This is a genomic window from Curtobacterium sp. VKM Ac-2884, from assembly GCF_015350945.1.
In the GTDB taxonomy this organism is placed as follows: domain Bacteria; phylum Actinomycetota; class Actinomycetes; order Actinomycetales; family Microbacteriaceae; genus Curtobacterium.
Genome location: NZ_JADKSA010000002.1, coordinates 390,052 through 415,451 on the forward strand (window position 1 = coordinate 390,052; position 25,400 = coordinate 415,451).

At 72.4% G+C, this 25,400-nt stretch carries 26 protein-coding genes; 14 read left to right on the top strand and 12 right to left on the bottom strand.

The window, feature by feature from the left end; translation table 11 throughout:
* The first annotated feature begins 214 nt into the window (after positions 1 to 214).
* The 7 genes from ITJ60_RS06330 to ITJ60_RS06360 all read left to right on the top strand — a co-directional run bounded on the left by ITJ60_RS06330 (position 215) and on the right by ITJ60_RS06360 (position 6,345).
* Positions 215 to 1,813: an AlkA N-terminal domain-containing protein gene (locus tag ITJ60_RS06330; protein WP_323749115.1), complete on the top strand. Its 1,599-nt coding sequence runs from the start codon at positions 215 to 217 to the stop codon at positions 1,811 to 1,813.
* Positions 1,810 to 2,322, top strand: coding sequence for a methylated-DNA--[protein]-cysteine S-methyltransferase (locus tag ITJ60_RS06335; RefSeq protein WP_111083519.1), 513 nt, complete (start codon positions 1,810 to 1,812; stop codon positions 2,320 to 2,322). Before ITJ60_RS06330 ends, ITJ60_RS06335 begins: the two co-directional genes overlap by 4 nt.
* Before the next feature lie 28 nt (positions 2,323 to 2,350).
* On the top strand, positions 2,351 to 2,611 hold the full coding sequence (locus ITJ60_RS06340; RefSeq protein ID WP_133937381.1) for a type II toxin-antitoxin system Phd/YefM family antitoxin: 261 nt from the start codon (positions 2,351 to 2,353) through the stop codon (positions 2,609 to 2,611).
* A complete protein-coding gene (locus ITJ60_RS06345; RefSeq protein WP_123293075.1) occupies positions 2,608 to 2,868 on the top strand; it encodes a type II toxin-antitoxin system RelE family toxin in 261 nt (86 codons plus the stop codon). Before ITJ60_RS06340 ends, ITJ60_RS06345 begins: the two co-directional genes overlap by 4 nt.
* Positions 2,869 to 3,014: 146 nt before the next feature.
* A complete protein-coding gene (locus tag ITJ60_RS06350; RefSeq protein ID WP_194647338.1) occupies positions 3,015 to 3,836 on the top strand; it encodes an alpha/beta fold hydrolase in 822 nt (273 codons plus the stop codon).
* An 18-nt stretch (positions 3,837 to 3,854) separates the two neighbouring features.
* Positions 3,855 to 4,727, top strand: coding sequence for a hypothetical protein (locus tag ITJ60_RS06355; protein WP_194647339.1), 873 nt, complete (start codon positions 3,855 to 3,857; stop codon positions 4,725 to 4,727).
* Positions 4,728 to 4,869: 142 nt separating this feature from the next.
* Entirely contained in the window at positions 4,870 to 6,345 is a 1,476-nt protein-coding gene (locus tag ITJ60_RS06360; protein ID WP_194647340.1) for an APC family permease, read from the top strand.
* Between the two features lie 14 nt (positions 6,346 to 6,359).
* Here ITJ60_RS06360 and ITJ60_RS06365 read toward each other — a convergent pair whose 3' ends face one another.
* Positions 6,360 to 7,079 (bottom strand): LysE/ArgO family amino acid transporter, encoded by a 720-nt coding sequence (locus ITJ60_RS06365; RefSeq protein ID WP_323749116.1) that lies wholly within the window; start codon positions 7,077 to 7,079, stop codon positions 6,360 to 6,362.
* A 70-nt stretch (positions 7,080 to 7,149) separates the two neighbouring features.
* Here ITJ60_RS06365 and ITJ60_RS06370 point away from each other — a divergent pair, with 70 nt between their 5' ends.
* Complete coding sequence (locus ITJ60_RS06370) at positions 7,150 to 8,076, top strand: LysR family transcriptional regulator ArgP (RefSeq protein ID WP_194647342.1); 927 nt, start codon at positions 7,150 to 7,152, stop codon at positions 8,074 to 8,076.
* A gap of 37 nt (positions 8,077 to 8,113) precedes the next feature.
* Here the strand turns inward: ITJ60_RS06370 and ITJ60_RS06375 are convergent, their stop codons facing one another.
* The gene (locus ITJ60_RS06375; protein WP_194647343.1) at positions 8,114 to 8,893 is read right to left on the bottom strand and encodes an Fpg/Nei family DNA glycosylase; all 780 of its coding nucleotides are present in this window, start codon (positions 8,891 to 8,893) and stop codon (positions 8,114 to 8,116) included.
* Positions 8,886 to 13,691 (bottom strand): DEAD/DEAH box helicase, encoded by a 4,806-nt coding sequence (locus ITJ60_RS06380; protein ID WP_194647344.1) that lies wholly within the window; start codon positions 13,689 to 13,691, stop codon positions 8,886 to 8,888. The genes ITJ60_RS06375 and ITJ60_RS06380 overlap by 8 nt, the downstream gene beginning before the upstream one ends.
* A gap of 171 nt (positions 13,692 to 13,862) precedes the next feature.
* On the opposite strand from ITJ60_RS06380, the gene ITJ60_RS06385 reads away from it, so the two are divergent.
* On the top strand, positions 13,863 to 14,516 hold the full coding sequence (locus ITJ60_RS06385) for a PadR family transcriptional regulator (RefSeq protein ID WP_228509876.1): 654 nt from the start codon (positions 13,863 to 13,865) through the stop codon (positions 14,514 to 14,516).
* A gap of 168 nt (positions 14,517 to 14,684) precedes the next feature.
* Here the strand turns inward: ITJ60_RS06385 and ITJ60_RS06390 are convergent, their stop codons facing one another.
* Positions 14,685 to 15,302 (bottom strand): alpha/beta hydrolase, encoded by a 618-nt coding sequence (locus ITJ60_RS06390; protein ID WP_194647346.1) that lies wholly within the window; start codon positions 15,300 to 15,302, stop codon positions 14,685 to 14,687.
* A 73-nt stretch (positions 15,303 to 15,375) separates the two neighbouring features.
* On the opposite strand from ITJ60_RS06390, the gene ITJ60_RS06395 reads away from it, so the two are divergent.
* Positions 15,376 to 15,918: an NUDIX hydrolase family protein gene (locus ITJ60_RS06395; RefSeq protein ID WP_111083509.1), complete on the top strand. Its 543-nt coding sequence runs from the start codon at positions 15,376 to 15,378 to the stop codon at positions 15,916 to 15,918.
* A 102-nt stretch (positions 15,919 to 16,020) separates the two neighbouring features.
* On the opposite strand, the gene ITJ60_RS06400 is transcribed toward ITJ60_RS06395, so the two are convergent.
* Together ITJ60_RS06400 and ITJ60_RS06405 are read right to left on the bottom strand one after the other, a co-directional pair.
* The gene (locus ITJ60_RS06400) at positions 16,021 to 16,230 is read right to left on the bottom strand and encodes a CsbD family protein (protein WP_111083508.1); all 210 of its coding nucleotides are present in this window, start codon (positions 16,228 to 16,230) and stop codon (positions 16,021 to 16,023) included.
* A gap of 144 nt (positions 16,231 to 16,374) precedes the next feature.
* Positions 16,375 to 17,982, bottom strand: coding sequence for a DEAD/DEAH box helicase (locus ITJ60_RS06405; protein ID WP_123293088.1), 1,608 nt, complete (start codon positions 17,980 to 17,982; stop codon positions 16,375 to 16,377).
* Between the two features lie 288 nt (positions 17,983 to 18,270).
* Here ITJ60_RS06405 and ITJ60_RS06410 point away from each other — a divergent pair, with 288 nt between their 5' ends.
* A complete protein-coding gene (locus ITJ60_RS06410; protein ID WP_194647347.1) occupies positions 18,271 to 19,104 on the top strand; it encodes an endo alpha-1,4 polygalactosaminidase in 834 nt (277 codons plus the stop codon).
* Between the two features lie 111 nt (positions 19,105 to 19,215).
* On the opposite strand, the gene ITJ60_RS06415 is transcribed toward ITJ60_RS06410, so the two are convergent.
* The 3 genes from ITJ60_RS06415 to ITJ60_RS06425 form a co-directional block, all read right to left on the bottom strand.
* Positions 19,216 to 19,575, bottom strand: coding sequence for a GntR family transcriptional regulator (locus tag ITJ60_RS06415; RefSeq protein ID WP_165901018.1), 360 nt, complete (start codon positions 19,573 to 19,575; stop codon positions 19,216 to 19,218).
* Positions 19,576 to 19,585: 10 nt separating this feature from the next.
* Positions 19,586 to 20,158, bottom strand: coding sequence for a DUF1684 domain-containing protein (locus tag ITJ60_RS06420; RefSeq protein WP_194647611.1), 573 nt, complete (start codon positions 20,156 to 20,158; stop codon positions 19,586 to 19,588).
* A gap of 131 nt (positions 20,159 to 20,289) precedes the next feature.
* Positions 20,290 to 20,772: a hypothetical protein gene (locus ITJ60_RS06425; protein ID WP_194647348.1), complete on the bottom strand. Its 483-nt coding sequence runs from the start codon at positions 20,770 to 20,772 to the stop codon at positions 20,290 to 20,292.
* A gap of 74 nt (positions 20,773 to 20,846) precedes the next feature.
* On the opposite strand from ITJ60_RS06425, the gene ITJ60_RS06430 reads away from it, so the two are divergent.
* On the top strand, positions 20,847 to 21,614 hold the full coding sequence (locus tag ITJ60_RS06430) for a carbonic anhydrase (protein WP_194647349.1): 768 nt from the start codon (positions 20,847 to 20,849) through the stop codon (positions 21,612 to 21,614).
* A gap of 3 nt (positions 21,615 to 21,617) precedes the next feature.
* On the opposite strand, the gene ITJ60_RS06435 is transcribed toward ITJ60_RS06430, so the two are convergent.
* On the bottom strand, positions 21,618 to 22,250 hold the full coding sequence (locus ITJ60_RS06435; protein WP_123339447.1) for a GNAT family N-acetyltransferase: 633 nt from the start codon (positions 22,248 to 22,250) through the stop codon (positions 21,618 to 21,620).
* 97 nt (positions 22,251 to 22,347) lie between these two features.
* On the opposite strand from ITJ60_RS06435, the gene ITJ60_RS06440 reads away from it, so the two are divergent.
* Both ITJ60_RS06440 and ITJ60_RS06445 read left to right on the top strand, forming a co-directional pair.
* Positions 22,348 to 22,953: a hypothetical protein gene (locus ITJ60_RS06440; protein WP_228509877.1), complete on the top strand. Its 606-nt coding sequence runs from the start codon at positions 22,348 to 22,350 to the stop codon at positions 22,951 to 22,953.
* 67 nt (positions 22,954 to 23,020) lie between these two features.
* A complete protein-coding gene (locus tag ITJ60_RS06445; protein ID WP_111083501.1) occupies positions 23,021 to 23,323 on the top strand; it encodes a DUF427 domain-containing protein in 303 nt (100 codons plus the stop codon).
* Positions 23,324 to 23,341: 18 nt separating this feature from the next.
* Here ITJ60_RS06445 and ITJ60_RS06450 read toward each other — a convergent pair whose 3' ends face one another.
* Together ITJ60_RS06450 and ITJ60_RS06455 are read right to left on the bottom strand one after the other, a co-directional pair.
* Positions 23,342 to 24,601 (bottom strand): Nramp family divalent metal transporter, encoded by a 1,260-nt coding sequence (locus ITJ60_RS06450; RefSeq protein WP_214546623.1) that lies wholly within the window; start codon positions 24,599 to 24,601, stop codon positions 23,342 to 23,344.
* Between the two features lie 76 nt (positions 24,602 to 24,677).
* On the bottom strand, positions 24,678 to 25,373 hold the full coding sequence (locus ITJ60_RS06455) for a CGNR zinc finger domain-containing protein (RefSeq protein WP_123311680.1): 696 nt from the start codon (positions 25,371 to 25,373) through the stop codon (positions 24,678 to 24,680).
* Positions 25,374 to 25,400: the final 27 nt, after the last annotated feature.

Consider the following 25,400-nt stretch of genomic DNA (forward strand, 5'->3'; position numbering starts at 1 on the left):
CCGTCGTCGGTGCCGCTGCGCCGAGGTTCCACAACACGCCGTCGGTGTGGCGCCGAGGTTCCACGGGCGAGCACATCGAGCGCCGACATGCCGAGATTTCGGAACCTCGGGGCCGCCCGACCGCCGCCCGACCGCCGCCTGACCGCCACCCGGGCCCCGCCGCGGCGTCCGATTTCCGCCAGTCGCGGTCGGTGGTGCGTGTCAGGCTGGGCCAGTGACCACCTCCGGAACCGACCAGCTGCACGCCGAGCGCTACCGCGTCGTCGCCTCGCGCGACGCACGCTTCGACGGCCAGTTCGTCACCGCCGTGCACTCCACCGGCATCTACTGCCGACCGAGCTGCCCGGCACGCACGCCCCGCGAGGCTGGCGTCACCTTCTACCGCACGAGCGCCGCAGCGCACCTGGCGGGCTTCCGCGCCTGCAAGCGCTGCCTGCCCGAAGCGACCCCCGGCAGCCCCGAGTGGGACCTGCGCGAGGACGTCGCCGGTCGCGCCATGCGCCTCGTCCTCGACGGCGTCGTCGAGCGCGACGGCGTCCCGGGCCTCGCCGCACGGGTCGGCTACTCCGAACGCCAGCTCAACCGCATCATGACGGCCGAGCTCGGTGCCGGCCCGAAGGCGCTCAGCCGCGCACACCGCGCCCAGACGGCACGCACGCTGCTGACGTCGTCGGACCTGCCCATCGCGGATGTCGCCTTCGCCGCCGGGTTCGCGAGCGTCCGCCAGTTCAACGAGACCGTCCGCGAGGTCTTCGCCGTCACCCCGTCCGAGCTGCGCGCCCGGCGGACGCTCCGGCCCGCGTCCGACGGCGCACTGCACGTGCACCTGCCCGCGCGGCCGCCGTTCGACGCGCAGGGGCTCCTCGACTGGCACGCACTGCACGCCCTGCCGGGCCTGGAGCAGGTGGACACCGACGAATCCGGGCGGGTCACCTCGTACGGGCGGCTGCTCGACCTGCCGGGAGGCCCGGGCTGGTTCAGCGCATCGGCCGCGGTCGTGGGGACGGCCGGGTCCACCGCCGCCGGTCGCGGCACCGGGATCGACCTGCGGGTGCGCGTCACCGACCTGTCCGACCTGCCGACGCTCGTCGCCCGCGTCCGGTCGTACTTCGACCTCGACGCCGACCCGGTCGCCGTCGACGCGGTGCTCGGCTCCGTGCCCGAGCTCGCTGCGGCCGTGCAGCGGGTCCCGGGCCTGCGGCTGCCCGGTGCCGTCGACGCGCACGAGATCGTGATCCGCACCCTCATCGGGCAGCAGGTCTCCGTCGCCGCGGCCCGGACGGCCCAGACGCGACTCGTGGCGGCGCTCGGTGCTGCCGTGCCGTCGGCGATCCTGCCGGAGGGCCTGCTGTTCCCGTCCGCCGAGGTCATCGCCGCCCGCGGCCACGAGGTGCTGCGCGGTCCGGCCGCCCGCGTCGACACGATCCTGCGGGTCGCCGCGGCGCTCGCCGACGGGTCGCTCGTGGTCGACGGCGGACAGTCCCTCGACGAGCTGCGTGCCCGGTTGCTGGCGGTGAAGGGCATCGGGCCGTGGACCGCCGACTACGTGGCGCTCCGGGTCCGGCACCACCCCGACGTGTTCCTCCACAGCGACCTCGCGGTGCGCAACGGTGCACAGGAACTCGGACTGCCCGGTACGGCGCGCGAGCTCTCCCTATGGTCGGAGCAGGTGGCGCCCTGGCGGAGCTACCTGACGATGCACTGCTGGCGACCGATCATCGACCGCGCGATCGCGACGGCCGCCGGTGCACGGGTGCACGGCACCGGCCGTGCGCGGCACGCAGACAACGACCCTCGGAAGGACGAACGATGACCGACGCAACCATCCAGACCCTGGACACCCCGGACGGGGCCTTCACCGTGCTCGAGGACGCCGAGGGCCGTGTCCTCGCCTCGGGCTGGACCGACTCCGTCGACCGGATCCTCGGGCGGCTCGCCGACCGGTACCGGCCCAGTCGCATCGTCGACGGCACGGTTGCCGCCGCCGACGCCGTGGACGCCTTCTACTCGGGCGAGGTCGAGCACGCCATGCAGGTGCCGGTGCGGCAGTTCGGCACCGACCTGTTCACCGAGGGGTGGCGGCAGCTCCGCCGCATCCCCGCCGGCGGGACCCTGACCTACACCGAGTTCGCGGGGGCGATGGGCCGTCCGGACGCCGTGCGGGCCGCCGCCAGCGTGTGCGCACGGAACGCTCCCGCCCTGTTCGTGCCGTGCCACCGGGTGCTGCGGTCCGACGGCACGCTCGGGGGCTTCGCGTGGGGGCTCGACGTCAAGCGATCGTTGCTCGAACGGGAATCGGTCGGCACCACGGCGCTCGTCTGAGTTGTACAAAACGCTCTAGAATGTACAGGTGAGCGAAGTGTCGATCTCCGAAGCACGTGGCCGCCTGGCGTCGATCATCGACGACGCCCGGCACGAACCCGTCTACCTGACCCGGCGCAACAAGCGCGTCGCGGCGGTGGTGGACGCGGATGTCCTGGACCGCCTGCTCGAGGCGGCCGAGGACCTCGACGACCTGGTCGCGTACGACGCTGCCATCGCGGAGAACAAGCGCATCGGCGGCGATAACGTGCAGTGGGACGATCTCAAGCGCGAACTCGGACTCGGATGACCTGGTCGGTCGAGGTCATCCCGTCCGCGCAGCGTGTCATCCGCAAGCTCCCGCCCGACGGTCGTCGGCGGATCGAGGGACTCCTCGCGATCCTCGCCGACCACCCGCGGCCCCCGGCAGCTCGGAAGCTCGTGAACCGACCCGGTTGGCGGGTGCGATCAGGTGACTACCGTCTGATCTACGAGATCGACGACGGCCGACTCATCGTGATCGTCGTCGATGCCGGCCACCGCCGAGCGATCTACCGCGACCGCTGAGCGCAGCCGGACCCGGATCGGTCGTCTCCCCCTGGTTGCGGGTGTCGACGTGGGAGCGCTCCGATGCCATGCTTCGAGGACCGACCCGCCCGGTCCCTCCCGAGGACCCGACGCAGCGCCGTCGAACCACCCTCGGAAGGCCCCCAATGGACCAGCACGTCGACCGCACGGTCGTCTCCGCCGACGGCACGGTGATCGCCGTGTCCGACGCGGGGACCGGTCCGGCGCTCGTCGTGGTCGGTGGCGCCTTCGACCACCACGGCACCCCCACCGTCGAGCACCTGACCGAAGCACTGCAGGACCGCTACCGGGTCATCACGTACGACCGGCGGGGGCGCGGCGCGAGCGGCGACACCACCCCGTGGACGATCGAGCGCGAGGTCGAGGACCTCGCGGCCGTCGTCGCGAGTGTGGACGGACCCGTCGCCGCGCTCGGCCTCTGCGTCGGCGCGGGTGTGGTCCTCCGCGGCCTCGCCGCCGGTGTCCCGCTCGGGGCCGCCGTGCTGTGGGAGCCGCCGTACCGGGCGACGGTCGACCCGCACGCCGACGACGTCGTCTTCGCCGACCTGCTCGACGAGCACGTCGCTGCCGGCCGTCGTGCCCAGGCCGTCCGGGCGTTCCTCGCGCACGTCCTGGGGGTGCCGATGGGGCAGATCTCGGCGCTGCGGTTGCGGGGCGCGCTCTGGCGGTCCCTCGTCGTCGACGCCCACGTGCTCAGCCGCGACGTGCGGGTGCTCAACGGCCTGGCGATCCCGGAGCGGGTGGCAGCAGCGGTCGGCGTCCCGGTGCTCGTCGCCGCGGGCAGCGACGGCCACCAGTGGATGCGGCAGGCGGCTCGAGCAGTCGTCGAGGCCGTGCCGGGTTCGGACTACGTCGAGGTCCCCGGGCAGGGTCACGTGCCCGACCCGGCTGCGATCGGCGCCGTGCTCGACGGGTTCCTGGTCCGGGTCGTCTCACCGAGCAGCTGACTGCGAGAGGATGGCGTGGTGAACCCACCTCGTCTCGGTCTCCTGCTCGACGTCGACGGGCCCATCGCCAGCCCGGTCTCCCGCACCATCGCGATCCCGAGCATCATCGAGGACCTGGTCGCCCTGGCCGCCGAGGGCATCCCCGTCGTCTTCAACACCGGCCGGAGCGACGCCTTCATCCGGAGCGAGGTGGTCGGTCCGCTGCTGGCGGGTGGTCTCGCCGAGGGCGGCCGCGTGCACGCCGTCTGCGAGAAGGGCGCCGTCTGGTGCTCGATCGGCCCGCAGTACGAGGGCGGGATGAGCGAGCTCACCGTCGCCGACGACCTGGCGCTCCCGCGCGACTACGCCGACGAGATGCGCGAGCTCGTCCGCACCGAGTACGCCGACCTGGTGTTCTTCGACGAGACGAAGCGCGCCATGGTGTCGATCGAGCAGCGGGTGGAGGTGCCGAACGCCACGTACCTGGCTCGGCAGCCCGAGTTCGACGCGAAGGCGATGGCGGCCCTCGAGCGTCGCGGCCTGGGCGTGCGCCGTCTCGACGACGTCCGACCCGACGCCGACGGCGCCGTGCAGTGGCGGATCGACCCGACGATCATCTCGACCGACGTCGAGTCCGACCGCAGCGGCAAGGACATGGGCGCCGAGCGGTCGCTCGAACTCCTGGCGCAGGACGGCGAGCTGCCGACGGCCTGGCGCACGATGGGCGACTCGCGCAGCGACTACGCGATGGCGGACTGGCTGCACGCGAACGGCCACGAGGTCGCGCACGTCGACGTCCGTCCCTCGGACGGCGTGCCGGCGACGCCGTACCCGGTGCTCACCGCACCCGACGGGGTGATCCACGACGAGGCCGGAGCGCGGTTCCTGGCGGACTGGCGCCGATCCGCCTGAGCCGAGCCGGGCCTCCCGGTCGACCCGCCCTGCCCACGGAACCCGGTTCCCGTGCGCCCAGCGGCTCCGCTGTTTGCGTGTCGGGGTGGTACACCAGTACTGTCACGGGGTCCGCCGCCCAGCCGATGACGGGATCCACCCCATGGCAACGAAGCTCCGCATCAAGTCGATCGAGGCCTCACTGGCCGACTCCGAGGAGCAGGGCCGGTCCCTGAAACGCTCCCTGAAGACGTTCGACATCGCCGCCATGGGCACCGCGGTCGCCGTCGGCGCCGGGATCTTCTCGGTCGGCGCGAACGCCGCCGCGAACTTCGCCGGGCCGGGCGTCATCATCTCGTTCCTGCTCGCCGCCGTCACGTGTGGCCTGGCGATCATGTGCTACGCCGAGTTCGCCTCGACGATCCCCGTCGCCGGTTCCGCGTACACGTTCACCTACGCCACGATGGGCGAGCTGCTCGCCTGGATCGTCGGCTGGGACCTCATCCTCGAGACCCTCACCGCCAGCGCCGTGATCGCGAAGTACTGGGGCATCTACCTCAGCACCGCGTTCGACGTGTTCGGAGTGACCCTGCCGAGCACGATCCAGCTCGGCCCGATCCCGTTCACCTGGGGCCCGGTCCTGATCGTCGGCATCTTCACGGTGCTGCTTGCCTTCGGCACCCGCCTGTCGTCGCGGGTCTCGGCGGTCATCACGATCATCAAGGTCGCCATCGTGGTGTTCGTCATCGTCGCCGGCGCGTTCTTCGTCAAGGCCGCGAACTTCACCCCGTTCATCCCGCCGTCGGAGCCCGCCAAGGGTGCCGAGGGCAGCGTCTGGACCCAGTCGCTCGTGTCCTGGTTCACCGGTTCCGAGCCCGCGCAGTACGGCGTCTTCGGGCTGCTCGCCGCGGCGTCGCTCGTGTTCTTCGCGTTCATCGGCTTCGACGTCGTCGCGACCAGCGCGGAGGAGACCGAGAACCCGCAGAAGACGCTGCCCCGCGGCATCTTCATCGGCTTGGGCATCGTGACGCTGCTCTACGTCGGCGTCAGCATCGTCATCACCGGCATGGTCTCGTACCAGCGCCTGGCGCAGGAGGACGCACCGTCGCTGGCCTCGGCCTTCGACATCGTCGGGTTGCCGTGGGCGGCCGGCATCATCGCCATCGGCTCCCTGATCGGTCTGACGACCGTCGTCATGGTGCTGCTGCTCGGCCTGTCCCGCATCGTCTTCGCGATGAGCCGTGACGGTCTGCTGCCGCGCTGGTTCTCGAAGACGAACCCGAAGACGCAGACGCCGGTGCGCGTGCAGGTCGTCGCGGGCGTCGTCGTCGCGCTGCTCGCCGGGTTCACCGCGGTCGACAAGCTCGAGGGCATGATCAACATCGGCACGCTGTCGGCCTTCGTGCTGGTGTCGATCGGCATCATCGTGCTCCGCAAGTCGCGTCCGGACGCCCCGCGCTCGTTCCGGGTGCCGTGGTCGCCGGTGATCCCGATCCTGTCGGCCGTGCTGTGCTTCTGGCTGATGCTGAACCTCGAGGTCGAGACCTGGCTGCGGTTCGTCGTCTGGCTCGTCATCGGCTTCGCCATCTACTTCGGGTACAGCCGCCGCAACAGCCGGGTGGGCAAGGGGCAGCAGTAGCGGGCTCCGACCTCCTACGCGCCGACGACCAGCAGGACGCCGAAGCCCAGCATCACGACGGCGACCAGGCCGTCGAACACCCGCCACGTCAGGGGCTTCGCGAACAGCGGCCGGAGCAGTCGCCCGCCGAACCCGAGCGCGCCGAACCACAGGCAGCTCGCCGCGACGGCGCCGACGGTCCACAGCCAGCGGTCGTCCGGGCTCTGCTGGTTCGCGACGGACCCGAGGAACACCAGCGTGTCCAGGTACACGTGCGGGTTCGCCCACGTGAAGACGAGCATGGTCACCACTGCCGTGCGCATGGTGACCGCCTGGCCGGGAGGCGCGGTGCGCGTCCGCCCCGCCACCACCGTCCCCGGGCGCTCGGGTACAGTGCCCGCGGCCGGCTCCGGCACGCCGTCGTCCGCCGCCTCGTCGGCCACGCGCATGGCGTCGCTCGACGGCCGCAGTGCCCGTCGCGCGGCGAGCACGCCGTAGGTCACGAGGAAGGCGGCCCCGACGAACCGCACGACGACGAGCGCCACCGGGAACCGCTCGACCACGGCCCCGACGCCGAGCACCCCGGCGACGATGAGCACGGCGTCCGACACCGCGCACACGACGACCGCCGCCGTCACCACGCGCGGACCCGAGCTGACCGCCAGCCGGAGCAGGTAGGTGTTCTGCACACCGATCGCGACGATCAGGGCGAGTCCGGTGCCGAGGCCGGCGAGCAGGGGGAGGAGTGCGGTCACGTCCACGACGCTAGGTGCACCCTCGTCTGTAGACCAGCTCACGTTCCTACAGCGCCGTAAGCTGCACTGCATGGTCCGGTTCCAGCGCGAGCACCTCGAGACCCTGTTGGCCGCCGTCGACCACGGCACCCTCGACGCGGCCGCCCGGGCCCTGGCGATCACCCCGTCGGCGGTCTCGCAGCGCATCAAGTCGATGGAGCAGCAGGTCGGCCGGGTCCTGCTGCAACGGACGACCCCGGTCACCCCGACTGCCGACGGAGCGGTCGTGCTCCGGCACGCACGTCAGGTGCGGTTGCTCGACGACGAGACCGCTCGCGCACTCGGCGAGACCGATGCCGACGGTGCGGGGTCCGCGGTGCCGTCGATCCCGCTCGCCGTCAACGCCGACTCGCTCGGCACGTGGTTCCTCGACGCGCTCGCACTCGTCCGTGCCGACACCGAGGTGGTCTTCGACCTGCACCGCGAGGACCAGGACCGCACCGCCGAGCTGCTGCGCGCCGGCACGGTGATGGGTGCCGTGACGGCCGAGGCGGATCCCGTGCAGGGCTGCTCGTCGGTACCGCTCGGCATCGACCGGTACCGGGCGGTGGCGTCGCCGGCGTTCGTCGACCGCTACCTGTCCGACGCCGACACCGAGCGGCGGATGCTGAGCCGCCTCGACCGGGTGCCGCTCGTCGACTACGACCGCGACGACGACCTGCAGCAGGGCTACCTCCGCCGGGTGCTCGGCCACGCGCCCTCCGGTCCACGCCACTTCGTCCCGACCTCGGCCGACTTCGCACGGGCGGTCTCGCTCGGCTTCGGGTGGGGGATGCTGCCCGAGGCGCAGTGCCTCGATGCCCTGGCGCGGGGTGAGCTGCTCGAGCTCACCCCGACCCGCCGGGCCGACGTCGCCCTGTGGTGGCAACGGTGGAACCTGGCGTCCCCGCTGCTCGAGCGGGTCACGGACGCCGTGCGGACGACCGCCGCCGAGCGCCTGCACCCCGTCAGCCGGTGAGCAGGCACGTGCCGGTGCTCGTCGCTGCGACCGCGGCTCAGGTCTGGCAGCGCGGGCACCAGTAGGTGTCCCGCAGGGTGAGCTCCGAGTCGCCGAGGTCTCCTCGCCGGATCCGGGTGCCGCACCGCAGGCACGGCTTGCCCGCTCGTCCGTAGACCCAGAACCGACGCCCCGGGCGGTCGATCCCCGTCGTCACCCGGTGGCTGCGGTCGCGGTTCGCCAGGATGAGCCGGCTCGCCAGGGAGATCGTCCGGCCGGCGTCGTGCACCTCGGCCACCGGGCGGGTCGGCAGGACCCCGCGCAGGAAGCAGAGCTCGTTGCGGTAGACGTTGCCGAGGCCGGCGAGCACCCGCTGGTCGAGCAGCGCCAGTCCGACCGGACGTGCAGGATCCCGCATCAGGTTCTCGAGTGCCAGGTCGGCGTCCCAGTCGGGCCCGAGCAGGTCCGGGCCGAGGTGCCCGACGACCTCGGACTCCTGGTCGCGGGGGACCACCTCGAGCACCCCGAGCGTGAACCCGACGGTCGAGACGTCCTCGGCATCGAGGATCGCGCGTGCCTGGTGCGCCGGACGCCGCCAGCGCTCACCGGGGGCGTAGACGTCCCACCGCCCTTCCATCTTCAGGTGCGAGTGCACGGTCAGGTCCCCGATCCGGTGCAGCAGGTGCTTGCCACGGGGCACGACCTCGTCCACGGTGCGGCCGACCAGGTCGACGGTCGCGAACGCGGGCACCCGGAAGTCGCTCCGGGTCAGGACCTTGCCCGCGAGCGCCGTGTGCAGCCGGTGCGCTGCCCGGTAGACGGTGTCGCCCTCAGGCACGGAGCCGGAGTCCCTGCGGGGTGGCGGTGAACCCGGCGTCGCCCAGCGCGGTGCCGAGCGGGGTACCGAGCACGAACTCGCCGTCGACGCGCTCGACCGCGAGCTTCCGCAGGCCGGTGCGCACGATGCCCGCGATGGACGCGGCTGCGACGGCCAGGTCGGCGGGATCGTCGGTGAAGGTCAGCACCGACTTCCCGCCCCGCTCGACGTACACCGCGAGCCGGCCGTCGACGGTGGTGACGAGCGCTCCGGCCTTGCGCCCGGGCCGGTGGCCGCGCGCGCCGGTGGTGGTGGCCGGTGCCGGGGCCTTCTGCGCAGCCGCAGCGACCGCAGCGACGTCGGCGCTCGTGTCGCCCGCATCGGCCGCCGCGCGGTCGTCGGAGGGCCAGGGCAGCGATGCGCCGTACGGGTTCGCGGGGTCGGTCGCAGCCAGGGTCAGTGCCTCGCGCTTCCGGTCCGGGTCGACGCGTTCGTCGTCGTCGAGGTCACGGGCGTAGGTCCGCAGCCGGTCGATGGTCGGGCCCGTGGCGAACTGTGCGGCGCCGAGGCCCTCGATGAAGTAGCCGCGTCGCGCCCGCCCGGACTCCTCGAACCGCGCGAGCACCCGGTACACGCCCGCGAACCCACCCCGGACCCCCTCGACCTGGACGGCCCCGCGGGTGACGACTCCGTAGCGCTCGAGCAGCTGTTCGGCGGTCGCGGCGGCCCGCACGGTCGAGTCGGACTCGGCCAGGGGGAGCAGGGACCAGCGGCCACCGACGGACGGCGGGCCGGACTGCGTCGGCATCGTCGGTCGTCGCCGCCCGCGGTAGGCGCGGGCCCGCGGGGCGCTGCTGCTCTTCGCCTTGCCACCGAGCATCGAGCGGAGCGGAGCGAACGTGTCGTTCGTGATCTGCCCGGCCCAGACGAGGTCCCACAGCGCCGTCGTCAGGGCCGGGTCGTCGGTGCTGCCGACGGCCTGCCCGAGCTGGCGGAAGAAGTACGCGCCGCCGCCGGCGAGGGCACCGAGCACGTCGCGCTGCAGCTCGGTGGTCTCGTCGCCGGAGGGCTCGGCGAGCGTCGTCGACGCCGTCTCAGCCAGGTGCAGGCGCACCCACCCGTCGTTGCCGGGCAGTGTCCCACCGCCGGACCACAGGACCTCGCCCGTGGCGGTCAGCTCGTCGAGCATGTTCGTGGAGTAGTCGGTCACCCGCGCGGGCAGCACCAGGGTCTCCCAGGCGCTGGCGGGCAGGGCGACGCCGGCGAGCTGGTCGATCACCTGCAGGACTCCGTCGACCCCGCGCAGACCGCCGCGGGTGCCGGGGTTCTGCACGTGCTGCCAGGCGGGCAGGAAGCGCGCGAGTGTGTCCGGAGACACCGGCTCGACCTCGTGGCGGAGCGCGGCGAGGGACTTCGTGCGGATCCGGCGCAGGACCTCGGCGTCGCACCACTCGGCGCCCTGCCGATCCGGGCGGAACTCGCCCTCGACCACACGCCGGTCAGCGACCAGGCGGCGCAGGGTGTCCTGCACGACGGCGATCCCGAGGCCGAGGCGACCCGCGGCCTCCTGCGCCGAGAACGGCCCGTGCGACCGGGCGTAGCGGCCGATCAGGTCACCGAGCGGGTCGGCGACGGGTTCGACGAACGCGGTCGGTACGCCGATCGGCAGCGGGACCCCGAGGGCGTCACGCAGGCGCGAGGCGTCCTCGATGACGGCCCAGCGGGTGGAACCGGCGTGCGAGAACGACAGGACGCGGCGGTCCCGTTCGAGCGCGGTGAGGATCGCCTGGACCTCGGCGTCGGCCGCCTCGCGGTCCGCGGTCCCTACGAGCCAGCTCCGGTCGACGGCCTCGGACAGGTCGAGCGCCCCCACCAACCGCAGGACGTCGACGAGCCCCTCGGCGTCGCGGGCGCGGCGGTCCGGCGACAGTCGCTGCAGGTCCTGTTCGACCGAGGCGATGACCGCCGGGTCGAGCAGCTCCCGCAGTTCGGCACGACCGAGCAGCTCGCCGAGCAGTGTCGAGTCGAGCGACAGCGCCGCCGCCCGACGCTCGGCGAGCGGGGAGTCGCCCTCGTACATGAACGCGGCCACGTACCCGAACAGGATCGAGCGGGCGAAGGGGGACGGCGTCTCGGTCTCGGTCTCGACCAGGCGGATGCGGCGGCCGGCGATCTCGTCGGCGATGCCGAGCAGGGCGGGCACGTCGTAGACGTCCTGCAGCACTTCGCGCACGGTCTCGAGCACGATCGGGAACGACGGGTACTTCCGGGCCACCTCGAGCAGCTGCGAGGCGCGTTGCCGCTGCTGCCACAGGGGCGAACGCTGCCCGGGGTTCCGACGGGGCAGCAGCAGGGCGCGCGCCGCACACTCGCGGAACCGCGCGGCGAACAGCGCCGAGCCACCGACCTCGTCCGTGACGAGTGCCTCGAGGTCGTCGCGCTCGAACACGAACAGGTCGGCGCCCGGCGGTTCGGCGTCGGTCTCGGGGATGCGCACCACGATGCCGTCGTCGGCGGCCATCGCGTCGCCGTCGATGCCGTGGCGTTCACGCAGCCGTGCCGCGACCGCCAGGGCCCACGGCGCGTGCACCTGCATGCCGTACGGCGAGTGCAGGATGAGCCGCCAGTCGCCGAGTTCGTCGCGGAAGCGCTCGACCACGAGCGTGGTGTCGTTGGGCACGTGCCCGGTGGCCGCGCGCTGGTCGCGCAGGAAGGTCAGCAGGTTCGTGACGGCACGCTCGTCGAGGCCGCCGGCGGCGACCCGAGCGCGGGCGTCGTCGTCCGAGGCGCCTTCGACCTCGCGCACGAACGCCCCCGTGGCGCGACCGAGTTCGGCGGGGCGTCCGATGCCGTCGCCCTTCCAGAACGGCACCCGACCGGGCTGTCCGAAGGCCGGGCTCACGATGACCCGGTCGTGGGTGATCTCCTCGATCCGCCAGCTCGTGGCTCCGAGGGCGAAGACGTCCCCGACGCGGGACTCGTAGACCATCTCCTCGTCGAGCTCACCGACGCGGGAGGCCTTCTCGCCGACCATGAACACGCCGAACATGCCGCGGTCCGGGATCGTGCCGCCGCTCGTCACCGCGAGCCGCTGGGCGCCGGGGCGTCCGGTCAGGGTGCCGTGCACGCGGTCCCACACCAGGCGCGGGCGGAGCTCGGCGAACTCGTCGCTCGGGTACCGCCCGGTCACCAGGTCGAGCGTGGCGTCGAACGCCGACCGGGGCAGTCCGCTGAACGGGGCGCTGCGTCGAACGAGGTCGAACCAGTGCTCGACGTCGACGGTGTCGATCGCCCCGGCAGCGACGGTGTGCTGCGCCAGGACGTCGAGGGGGTTCGCCGGCACCGAGATCGACTCGATCTGCCCCGAGACCATCCGTTCGACCGTGACCGCACTGTTGACGAGGTCGGCTCGGTGCTTCGGGAACAGCACCCCGCGGGAGATCTCGCCCACCTGGTGCCCGGCACGCCCGACGCGCTGCAGGCCGCTCGCGACCGAGGGCGGCGCCTCGACCTGGACGACGAGGTCGACCTCGCCCATGTCGATCCCGAGCTCGAGCGAACTCGTCGCGACCACGCACCGCAGCCGACCGGACTTCAGGTCGTCCTCGATGATCGCGCGCTGGTCCTTCGACACCGAGCCGTGGTGGGCGCGAGCGAGCACGGGCACTGCGGTGTCGGAGCCGCCGCCACCGGTCTGCCCGGACGCGCCGATCATCTGCGCCGGCGGCCGCTTCGTGCCCTGGGGTGCGACCGCGTGCGCCGAGGTCCGCGCGGGTGACTGCGGGCGACCCCGCGCCACCGGCAGGCCGTCGTCGGCCGGCGAGACACCCGCCGGCACCAGCGCATCGCCCACCGCGGCCGAAGCCGGAGCCGGAGCCCGAGCCGCCGCAGCGAGGACGCGCTCTTCGTGGATCTCGTTCAGCCGCGCGGTGAGTCGCTCGGCCAGTCGCCGCGAGTTCGCGAACACGATCGTCGACCGGTGCTCTTCGATGAGGTCGACCACACGCTCTTCGACGTGCGGCCAGATCGAGCCGTTCGCGGGCGCGTCGGACGCGTCCGCACCGACCGGCGGAGCACCGAGCTCGGCCATGTCGTCGACCGGCACGACGACGCGCAGGTCGAAGGTCTTCTGCGCCGGCGGCGCGATGATCGTCACCGGCGCCCGACCCCCGAGGAACCGGGCGACCTCTTCCGGCGGCCGGACCGTGGCGGACAGCCCGATGCGCTGCACCGGCTTGTCGAGCAGGTCGTCGAGTCGTTCGAGCGAGACGGCCAGGTGCGCTCCGCGCTTGGTCGACGCGACGGCGTGGACCTCGTCGACGATGACGGTGTCGACGTTCACCAGGGTCTCGCGCGCCTGCGAGGTGAGCATGAGGTACAGGGACTCGGGCGTGGTGATGAGGATGTCCGGCGGCTGGCGGAGCAGCTTCTGCCGGTCCGACGACGGGGTGTCGCCACTGCGCACCCCGACGGTGACCTCGGGTGGTTCGGTGCCGAGCCGCCGGGCCGTCTGCGTGATGCCGACGAGTGGGCTGCGCAGGTTCCGCTCGACGTCGACGCCGAGGGCCTTGAGCGGCGAGACGTACAGGACCCGCGTGCGCTGCTTGGCCGGGGGCCGGTCGGTCGCGCTGATGAGCCGGTCGATGGACCACAGGAACGAGGCGAGGGTCTTGCCGGAACCGGTCGGCGCGATGACGAGTGCGTGCTGCCCCGTCGAGATGGCGTCCCACGCGCCCGCCTGTGCGGGGGTGGGGGCGTTGAACGCACCACGGAACCACTCCGCGGTCGCGGGGGAGAAGCGCTCGAAGACGTCCGTCATGGTCCGTCCCATCCTGCCCGTCACCACCGACAGCAGCCCGAGCGGGGAGTACCCCTTGACAAGACGATAGTTAGCGATCTATCGTAAACACATCGCGATACGACGAAGACGAAACCAGTCAGACCGGTCGCGAGCCGACTCAGCAACAAGGAAGGACGCATCATGCGCCCCATGCACAACGACAACGACAGCAACCACCACCCGCGCGGCCCCCGTTTCGGCGGCGCGCGGCAGCACCACGGCGCCGGCTTCCCCGGCCGCGACCGCGGTGACCACGACCACGAGCACGGCGGCCGAGGTGGCCGTGGCTTCGGCCCGGGCTTCGGGCCGGGCATGGGCTTCGGCCCCGGCTTCGGTGGCTTCGGCGGACCCGGCTTCGGTCGCGAACGCCGCCGCCGCGGTGACGTCCGCCTCGCGATCCTCGGCCTGCTGGCCGAGGGGCCGCAGAACGGCTACGCCGTGATCAAGACCATCGCCGAGCGCACCGGCGGTGCCTGGAAGCCGAGCCCCGGCTCGGTCTACCCGACGCTCCAGCAGCTCGTCGACGAAGACCTCGTGGTCTCGTCGGGTGACGGCCGCAAGACGCTCTTCGAGCTCACCGACGCCGGCAAGGCCGAGGCGAAGGCGAAGGCCGACGAGATCGCAGCGGCACTCGACGCGGCTCCAGGGATCCCGGACGCGCAGCGCGAGTTCTTCGAGGCGCTCCGGAAGACCATGGGCGTCCTGCAGATGTACCGGACGACCGCGACGGAGGACCAGGCGAAGGCCGCCACCGCCAAGGTCGACCAGCTCCGCAAGGACCTCCTGCAGATCCTCGCCGACTGACGGACAGGAGGCACGGTGCCAGCCCGCACCGTGCCTCCCGTCCGTCGTCGCCGGGGCTGACCCCCGCGCATCGTGAGCAGAAATGGTCGAGTCCGCACGTCGGACCCGACCATTTCTGCTCACCAAGCGCGTCCCGCGCCGCTCACCGAGCGCGCTGCGCGCCCGCGCCTACGCCCCGATGAACGCCGCGACGTCCGACAGCTCCGCTGCCGACACCGCGTGCGGCAGACCCTCGTACGTCCGGTCCGTCACGGTGGTGTTCGCCGCCGCCCACGCCTGCGTCCGCGCGGTGGCCTCCGCCGGGATCACCGGGTCGAGGTCGCCGTGCCCGAGGAACACCCGCGGCCGGACGGCGGCGACGGCCTCGTCACGCGAGTCCGTCGCCCCCGGTACGACGAACCCGGACAGCGACACCGCGAAGGCGAACGCAGCCGGTCGGGCCCGCAGCAGCTGCAGCGCCATCGACCCGCCCTGCGAGAACCCGAGGAGTCCGATCCGCGGGTGGTCTGCGGCGACGGAGTCGATCCACGCGAGCACCTCGGCGACCGCGGCGTCGACGGGTTCGAGCGCGGGGGAGCCCGGCGTCCCGAGCGGGTACCAGCTGAACCCCTGGCCCCACGGCATCGGCGCCCGCAGTGACGCCGTCGTCCAGGCCGCCGGCAGCGCGGGGGCGAGTCCGAGCAGGTCGCGTTCGTTCGACCCCACCCCGTGCATGGTCACGAGCAGCGGTGTCCCTGCGCGTTCTTCCGCGGGACGGGTCCACTGCACCAGGTCTGCATCGATCATGTGGACAACGCTAACCATCCCCAAGTCCCGCGCCTTCCGCCGAACTCGACGCCGTCCCTGGTAGACACGGTGCATGGCCTCGTTGCAAACCCCCGACCCCGACTCCGGCTGGCTGTCCGACGAGGAACTCGCCAACGCGCGTCGTCGACTCCCCATCTGCTACGTCGAGGCGATCCCCGTCCGCACCGACGGGCTCGGCGTCGTGACCGAGGTCGGGGTGCTCCTGCGTGTGGCCCCGAGCGGCTCGATCGTCCGCACCCTGGTGTCCGGTCGCGTGATGTTCGGCGAGTCCATCCGCACGGCGCTCTTCCGCCACCTCGAGAAGGACCTCGGCCCGATGGCGTTCCCGCAGCTGCCGTCGAGCCCGACGCCGTTCACCGTGGCCGAGTACTTCCCGCTGCCCGGCGCCTCGGTGTACACCGACGAGCGGCAGCACGCGATCTCGCTGGCCTACGTCGTCCCGGTCACCGGCACGTGCGAGCCCCGGCAGGACGCCCTCGAGCTCACCTGGATGACCCCGATGGAAGCCGCGTCCGACGGCGTCGCCGACGACATGGAGGGTGGCCGCGGTGCCCTGCTGCGCGCGGGCCTCGCGTCGGTCGGCGCGCTCATGTAGCGACCGGCTCGGTCCCCGAGCACAACGGAGCACCCGAACACGACGAAGCCCCCGGATCCGATCGGATCCGGGGGCTTCGCAGCACGGTACTGGACCGGCTTGTTACTTCGTGTCGCGGTCGCTCTTGAGGCTGTCGGCGACGCCGGAAGCGGCGTCCTTGACGTTCGTACCCGCCTGCTTGGTGTCGGCCTTGACCTGATCGGTCTTGCCCTCAGCCTTGAGGTGGTCGTTGTCCGTCGCGTTCCCGACGGCCTCCTTGACCTTGCCTGCCGCCTTCTCAGCGGCGTTCTTGATGTCTTCGATCCCAGCCATAGGCACTCCTTCCAACAGCGGACGTTTCCCCGTCAGCCGCTTGCGCGGCATCCGGTGAAGGAGAAACTACGCCCTTGGGGGCGTCCGCCTCGCAGGCGCCCCCAAGGTTGTCCCCCGCTGGTCAGCGCGGGCCGGGTCGACCGATCAGTGGCGGTCGGCAGCGCCGGCCGGACGGGAGGCGCGGCGCGACGAGCCACGACGGCCCCCGCCCGACTCCTGGCCGGCTCCACGGCCCGCAGCGTAGCCACCGTCCGAGGACCAGACCGCAGAGGACCCACCGCGCACCGTGTCGCTGCCGGCACGACGGCTGCCGCCGGTACGGCGACCACCCGTCGAGCCCGCGCCCGCGGCGGCGGAGCGCCCGGTGCCCTCGGAACGTGCGCCGCGAGCCGGACGGCCCTGACGGCCCCCGGCCGAACCGGCGGACTCGGAAGCCGAGCCGGAGCGCGCGGGCTGACCCGAGCCTCCCGGACGGCCACCGCGACCACGGCGACCACGGTCACCGGCGGAATCGGCGGAACGCTGCTTCGGCTGACGCTGCTGCTGTGCGGGCTGGTCCTCGGCGACGTGGCGGATCGGGGCGATCTCGCCGACGAGCGTGGTGACCGCCGGGGAGGTCGCGGTGACCTGCTGCGGGGTGACCTTGATGGCTGCGGCGCGCATCATCTGCGCGACGTCGCGACGCTCGGCGGGCATCGTCACCGTGACGACGTCACCGGACGAACCGGCACGGGCGGTACGGCCCGAGCGGTGCAGGTACGCCTTGTGCTCGGTGGGCGGGTCGACGTGCACGACGAGCTCGACATTGTCGACGTGCACACCACGAGCGGCGACGTCGGTGGCGACGAGGACGAGGGCCTCGCCGGACGAGAACTTCGCCAGGTTCCGCTCACGGGCGCCCTGCGACAGGTTCCCCTGCAGGTCGACGGCCGGGATCCCCTGGCTGCTGAGCTGCTTGGCGAGGCGCTTGGCGTGGTGCTTGGTGCGCATGAAGAGGATGCGGCGACCGTTGCCCGAGGCGAGGGTGCTCACGAGGTGCTTCTTCGCGTCGGCGTCGGCGACCTCGAACAGGTGGTGGGTCATCGCCTCGACGGGGCTGTTCGCCTCGTCGACGGAGTGCATCACCGGGTTGTGCAGGAACTTCTTGACGAGCTTGTCCACGCCGTTGTCGAGCGTGGCGGAGAACAGCAGACGCTGCCCCTGCTCGGGCGTCGCCTGCATGATCTTGGTCACGCCGGGCAGGAAGCCCATGTCGGCCATGTGGTCGGCCTCGTCGAGGACGGTCACCTCGATGTCACCGAGGTTGACGTGGCCCTGCTGCATGAGGTCGGCGAGGCGACCCGGGCAGGCCACGACGACGTCCACGCCGCCGCGCAGGGCGTCGACCTGACGGCCCTGTCCGACGCCACCGAAGATGGTCGTGGTGTTCAGGCCCATGGCCTTGGCGAGCGGGGCGAGGGCGACGTCGATCTGGGTCGCGAGCTCACGGGTGGGGGCGAGCACCAGGGCACGGGGGCGGCCGGCACGGCGCTTGCGGCCACTGGCGGCGAGGCGGGCGACGAGCGGGATCGCGAACGCGATCGTCTTGCCGGAGCCGGTGCGGCCACGGCCGAGGACGTCCTTGCCCTGCAGGGAGTCGGGGAGCGTGTCCTCCTGGATCGGGAACGCGGTCTCCTTGCCCTGGTCGGCGAGGACGGCGACCATCGGCGCGGGGACGCCCAGGTCGGAGAAACGGAGGTCATTGGTGGTCATGGTGACCTTTCGAGCCGGATGAGACCGGCTGTGGGCGCGCTCTGAGGCAGCGCGCGGGCGGGATGCGCGCCAACAGAAGTGGCTGGCGCAGTCGCCGCAGCAGAGAAGCCTGGGCACCTTCGGGAGGTGCTCGATCATCGACCAGAGGATCAGTGGAACGTGGTCGGGAGTTCGGGGCGTCCGTACGACGCACGAGACGATCGGCGTCTCGAGTACCACCAGCATAGCGTGTGCACCCCGCAGAACCCAGGACCGGTCCGTTCGCCGTGCGCATGCGAGGATTCCCGGGTGCGTACGCGAACCGTCCTGATCACCACCGCGATGGCCCTGGTGGCCGTCCTCGGCACGGCCGGCTGCGCCGAGGCTGCTCCGACCAGCGCGGCGGCGAGCTACCGCAACCTGCCGACCTCGGGGCGCCCGGACTACCAGCTCGGCGGCTCCTACACGCCGCCGTCCGGCGTGACGATCGTCGAGCGGGACAGCACCGCGAAGCCCGCGAAGGGCAAGTACGACATCTGCTACGTCAACGGGTTCCAGACCCAGCCCGAGTCCGCCGGCACGTGGACGAAGTCCTACCCGTCGGCGATCCTGCGCGACCGGGCCGGCAAGCCGGTGTCCGACCCGGGCTGGCCGGACGAGATGCTCCTCGACACCCGGACGGCGGCGAAGCGCGCGCTCATCACGAAGGTGCTCACGAAGTCCATCGCCCGATGCGGCGATCGCGGGTTCGACGCGGTCGAGTTCGACAACCTCGACTCGTGGACCCGGAGCGGGAAGCGGCTGACGCGCGCCGGCAACCTGGCGCTCGCGAAGTCGCTCGTCGACACCGGGCACCGCCACGGCCTGGCCGTCGGGCAGAAGAACACGCCACAGCTCGGGGCCTCCGGCCGGAAGCAGACCGGGTTCGACTTCGTCGTCGCCGAGGAGTGCGTGCAGTACCAGGAGTGCTCGGCGTACACGAAGGCCTACGGCAAGCGGGTCATCGACATCGAGTACGCGGACACCCTCGAGCGCTCGTGGGCATCGGTGTGCGGGCTGGAGGACCGGCCCGCGATGACGATCCTCCGCGACCGCGACCTGGTGACACCGACGGACGACGCCTACGTCTTCGAGCACTGCTGAGCGCGGGTTCCTTCCCAGAACGGCCGCGATGGAAAGTCGGATCGGGCGTACCGGGCCGAAACTTCCGACCAGGTACGCCCGGAAGCACCAGGTACGCCCCGAAGCCCCGCGCTACGCGGGCCAGGCGTCCTTGAGCGCGGTGGCCGCCTGGTCCGCCGACAGTCCGGCGGCGCGGGCAGCGGCTGCCAGCGCACGGGCCGCATCGGCCACGGCGTCCGGCACCTCGGCCGGCCGCACCACCCGGGTGCCGGCACCACGCGCGGTGTGCACGAGCCCGGCCTCCTCGAGCAGCTGGTAGGCCTTCGCGACCGTGCCGGCCGCCAGCCCGAGCTCGTCGGCCAACCCCCGCACGCTCGGCAGCCGTTCGCCGTCGACGAGGTACCCCGCGCCGATCTGCGCCGCGATCTGCGAGCGGACCTGCTCGAAGGGCGGCACGCGTCCGCCGGCGTCGAGTGCGACCAGTCCTGCCATGCGTTCCACCCTAGAAGTCGTACTGCTCGCCGACCGGGATCGGCACCGGCACGGTGTTGCCGGGAGGCGCGAGCGGGCACGCCCACGCCGGGTCGTACGCGCACGACGGGTTGTACGCGAAGTTGAAGTCCAGCACGAGCGAGTCGGCGTCGTCGCCGCCCAGGTCCGAGCCCTTGATCGTGTCGAGCAGGTAGCGTCCGCCGCCGTACGTGCCGCGGGCCTTGCCGGCGCTGGAGTCCTTCACCGGGACGAACAGCCCGCCCGCGTAGCCCCCGTGCGACCAGACGTCGAGCGTGCCGACGCCCGGGACCGTCACGACGCCGAGGCGGTCGAAGTGCACGGTGCCGTCGGTGCCGGTCTCGTAGTCGAACTCGGCGGGCTCGGCGGGTTCGATGCGCACCTGGAACCGCCAGGCGGGGTCGTAGTCCGGCACGGGCAGCGACTCGAAGTCGCGGGCGTCGTCGTCCAGGAGCGGCGACGCGGGGTGCTCCGCGAACATCGCGTCGCGGGTCTCCCGCCACAGCGCGTGCGCCGTCTGGGGATCGGGCGTCGCGCGGACACGGCGGTACAGGTCGAACGTCATGCGCCGCCAGTCAACGGTCGCCAGCGTGCTGCGGACACGGTCGTCGGTCGTCGGCTCCTGGGGGCGCGTCTGGCTCACGTGGTCGAGGCTACGCCCGCTCCGCGGTGGACGGGAGGCCCGACTCGCCTCGGTCAGGCAGCATCCGTCCGCCAGGTGGGCGCGAGCGCACGCATCCGGTACGCCCGCCACTGCCAGATGACCCACATCCCCGGCCACAGCAGTGCGCCGAGGGGCCACGGCCGCATCCGGTAGGTCAGGCGGTCGATGAGCAGCGTCCGGTCGCCGGGAGCCGGCACGACCGCCATCCGGTGGCGCATCGTCATGCGGCCGAACAGCCCGCTCGTGCCGCCGCCGTTGTCACGCTGGACGGGGACGCCGTCGATCTCGTACAGGTCGAGGTCGACGTGCGTGTCGCCGCTCGGCACCAGTCCGAACGCACTCGCGGTGATCGGGTGCGGGTGCCCCGGTTCCCACCGCTCCGGGAACCCCTCGGCGCTGCGCGAGCGGTACACCAGGAACGGCTTCGTCACCGCGACCATCACGGACGGGGACAGCAGGGCATCGCGCACGGCGTCGACCGGCGCATCGAGGACGATCCGGATACCGACGTGCATGCCCAAGACCCTACGCTCGCGGCCGACGACCACTCACGGCAAATGTGAAATACGAGTATGTGAGTGTGTACAGCATGCGATCCACTCACCCCCGCCTGCCCCTGCTCGCCGCCCCAGCCGTCCTCCTCGTCCTCGCCGGCTGCGCGGCCGGAACGCCTCCCGAGGCCGACGCGCACGACGCCGGTACGTCGTGGTCGTACGAGGGAGCAGGCGCCCCGCAGCACTGGGGTGGTCTCGCCGACGAGTACGGCACGTGCGGAACCGGCGCCCAGCAGTCCCCGATCGATCTGCCGGCCGCCCGCGGTGGCGCCGACCTCGACCTCGTGGGCTCGGGCGCTGTCCGGGGTCTGACGGCGGACAACGGGCACACCGTGCAGTTCACCGCCGGCGACGGTGCCTCGACGACCATCGCCGGCGCGGACCTCGACCTGGTGCAGATGCACTTCCACGCGGGGTCGGAGCACACCGTCGACGGCGACCCGGCCGACGCGGAGTTCCACTTCGTGCACGCCGACGACCGCGGCGCCCTGACCGTCGTCGGGGTCCTCGCCGAGCGGGGCGCGCACAACCCCGCCTACGAGAGCTACCTCGCCGGTGCGACGGCAGGGGCGGGTCGCGAGAGCACGGTGGACGTCGAGGCGATGCTGCCCGCGTCGCGCTCCTTCGCGACCTACGAGGGGTCGCTCACCACGCCGCCCTGCACCGAGGGGGTGCGGTGGATCGTGCTCGAGGACCCGATCGAGCTCGGCGCCGACCAGCTCGCCGACCTGGAGGCAGCGCACGTCGAGAACGCGCGTCCGGTCCAGCCGCTCGGTGACCGGACGGTCCGTCACACGCTCTGACGGTCAGGCGTGCCGGGCGGACCGGCGGCGCGACCCCTCGGCGCGGTCGTGCCGCCGGAGCCGCTCGGCCAGGGACAGCCGGACCGCCGGCCACTCCGAGGCGATGATCGAGAACACCACGGTGTCGCGGAGCGTGCCGTCGCGACCGATCGAGTGGTTCCGCAGCACGCCGTCCTGCTTCGCGCCCAGGCCGGCGATCGCGGCGCGGGACTGGTGGTTGTGCCAGTGCGTGCGGAACTCCACCGCGATGCACTGCCAGGCCTCGAACGCGTGGGAGAGCATCAGCAGCTTCGCCTCGGTGTTGATGCCCGATCGCTGCGCCGACTTGGCCAGGAAGGTGCTGCCGATCTCGACGTGTCGGTTGCCCGCGTCGATGTTCATGAAGGTCGTCGAACCCACCACGCGGCCGGTCGGACGGTCCCGCACCGCGAAGGGCACCATGCGGCCGGCCTCGTGCTCGGCGAGGCGCCGGTCGATCTCGTCCTCGACCTGGGCCGGCGCAGGGACCGAGGTGTACCAGGTGCGCCACAGATCGCCGTCCGTCACCGCTGCCCGCAGGTCTTCCGCGTGCTCCTGCGCGAGGGGCTCGAGCGTCACACGGTCGCCGGTCAGGGTGGGCGCGGGGGCGATCTCCATGGAAGTGCATCCTACGGTCGTCGACCATGGTGGAGCCTGTCGGGACGGCCACCCTGTGGAGAGGGACAGCATCGTCCGGGCGGCTATCGTGACGGACGTGGCAGAACGCACCCAGGAGCAGTACCAGGTCCGGTTCGCGTGGGGCACCGGTGGGGCGGCACGCATCGCCCACGGCGCACACCTCGTCGTCTGGGTGGACGTCCTGCCGAGTTCGCCGGACGCGGCGGCGCAGCGCCGCGCGCTGCGGAACGCGACCGCCCAGCTGCCGGACGGTCCGGAGGTCGTGCTCGGCCACCTCGGCAACGCGAGTGCGATCGCGGAACGGGTGACGGGCCTCCAGGCCGATCGTGGCGACCGGTGCGTCGTCGCGGTCGTGGCCGCCGGGCTGCACCATGCCGGAGCACTGGACGACGCGGCCGAGGCCGCGGGCGAGACCGTCGACGTGCCCGACGCACCCGACTTCGCCGTCGAGGACCTGCTCGCCGCCGGCGCCGCCGTCGATGCGCTCGCCGCGGTCGGGATCGACCACACCTCACCGGAGGCCGCCGCGGCCTGCGCGGCGTACACCGGGCTCCGGCGCGCGGTGAAGCACCTGGTCACGGCGTCCGAGAGCGCCGCCGTCCTCGGTCGCGAGCCGGTGCACGCGGCGCTCGCCGTCGGACCGGACCTGGTCGTCCTGCGGGAATCGCGGGGCCGGGCGTAGCGTTCGGGCGGACAGGGACCGGAGCGCCGTCCAGGCCGTCCGGCACCAGCGAGCGAAGGAGCAACGCATGAAGGCAGTCGTCGGCGACACGGTGATCGCGGAGGCCCCGGAAGAGGACCTCATCAAGATCGAGGGCAACTGGTACTTCCCGCCGTCGAGCGTGAAGTCCGAGCTGTTCACCGAGAGCCCCACCCAGTACCACTGCCCGTGGAAGGGCGACACCCAGTACTTCACGGTGAACGTCGACGGACAGGCGCTGCAGGACCGCGCGTGGTCCTACCCGACGCCGATCCCGTCGTCGTTCGACCGCGTCGGCAAGGACTACTCGGGCTACGTCGCGTTCTGGAAGGACGTCACGGTCGTCGAGTGACGACCGACGTCTCGGCGCTCACTGCGTCACCGTGAGCACGATCAGTGCGACGTTGAGCGCCACGATGACCGCCGCGATCACCCACGCCACCACGCGGGTGGTCGCGGCGTTCACGTCCGTGCCCATGATGCTGCGGCGCGACGTGTAGACGACCAGCGGGACGATCGCGAAGGCGATCCCGAAGCTCAGCACCACCTGGCTCACCACCAGCAGCATCGTCGCGTCGGCACCGATCGCGAGCAGCACGATCGCCGGCACCAGGGTGATCACACGCCGCGCCACGAGCGGGATCCGGACGTGCAACAGCCCCTTCATGATCTCGGCGCCGGCCATGCAGCCGACCGAGGTCGAGGCCAGTCCGGACGCCAGCAGCCCCACCGCGAAGAGCACCCCGACGACGGGCCCGACGTGGTCGGCGATCGCCCGCTGGGCGCCGGGGATCGAGTCGGTGCCGGCGACGCCGGGCAGGGTCGCCGCGGCCAGGACGAGCATGCAGATGTTCACGCCGCCGGCGACCACCAGCGCGAGACCGACGTCCCACCGGGTCGCGACGAGCACGCGGCGGCGCTCGGGGCCGGCGGGCACGTCGCCGTGCCGGTCGCGGGCGAGCGCCGAGTGCAGGTAGACCGCGTGCGGCATGACCGTCGCGCCGAGCATCGACGCCGCGAGCATCACCGACTCCGAGCCCTCGAACCGCGGCACCAAGCCGCTGACGAGCTCGGCAGGGGAGACCTGCGCGAAGAGCAGTCCGGCGCAGAAGCCGACGGTGAGGATCGCGAGCATCGCCGTGACGACGGCTTCGAAGGTGCGGGTCCCGCGGCGGCTGTGCAGGGTCAGCAGGAGCATCGAGACCACGCCCGTGATCAGCCCGCCGGCGACGAGCGGCAGGCCGAAGAGCAGGTGCAGGGCGAGCGCCCCACCGATCACCTCGGCGATGTCGGTCGCGGCCGCGACGACCTCGGCCTGCCCCCAGAAGAGCAGCCTCGGGGTGCGACGCATCCGCAGGCCCAGGTGCTCCGGCAGGGACTTGCCCGTGACGACGCCGAGCTTGGCGGACAGGTACTGCACGACGACCGCGCTCGCGTTCGCGGCGACCAGGACCCAGAGGAGCAGGTAGCCGTACTTCGCCCCGGCGGTGAGGTTGGCCGCCACGTTGCCGGGGTCGACGTAGGCGATGGCCGCCACGAACGCCGGGCCGAGCAGGGTCAGGCCCGCGGCGCGGCGGCGCGGCGTGCCGGAGGGCTGCTCGGTGGTCCTGGCGGCGGCGGTGTCGGTCACGGGACCCAGCATGCCAGAGAATTCGGCGCACCGAATCTTTTTCTTCGCGGTGCCTTGACGGCTGGCTGGAGGGTGGTCAGGCCGCCGCGCGCCGAGCGCGGTGCGCACGGACCTTGGCGCGGTTCCCGCACCGCTGCATCGAGCACCAGCGACGCGTCCCGCCCCGCGAAGAGTCGTAGAAGACCAGCGCGCAGTCGTCCGCCGAGCAGCGGCTCAGGCGCGTCGGCCGGCCGTCGGCCTCGACGTCGTCGAAGCCGACCTCGGTGAACAACGCGACGGCGTCACGCGCGACGCTGGACAGTGCCTGGGCCAGGCGGACACGGTTGGCTCCGGCACGTCGGCGGCCGCCCGGGAGGCTCGGGGGCACGTCCGGCAGGGCGGCGAACAGGTTGACGGTGTCGATGTCGTCGGGCGCGGGGCGCGTGCGGCCGGTCCCGGCACGCAGGCCCGCCGCGACCGCGGTGCGCTCGGCCGCGGTGGTCGCCGGGCCGGGGGCCGCGGCGACGGCCAGTCGGGCGATCGCGGCGCGGAGCGCGCGGGCGTCCTGCAGCTCGCGCGCGCTGGCCCCGACGTCGATCGGTTCGGTGTGGTCGCTGAGCCACTCGTCCAGGTCGGCCGGGCTCGCGAGCAGCTCACCGAGCTGCGATCGGGGACGCCGGCCGTCCGGGTCGTCGGCGAACCCACCGGTGTGCGCGAAGTCCAGGGCGATCCGACCGGCGTCGAAGAACCAGGTGGATCCGGCGTCCGTGCGGATGTGCTGCCCCGTGTGCATCCGTCCAGGCTAACGGGTTACCGGCGC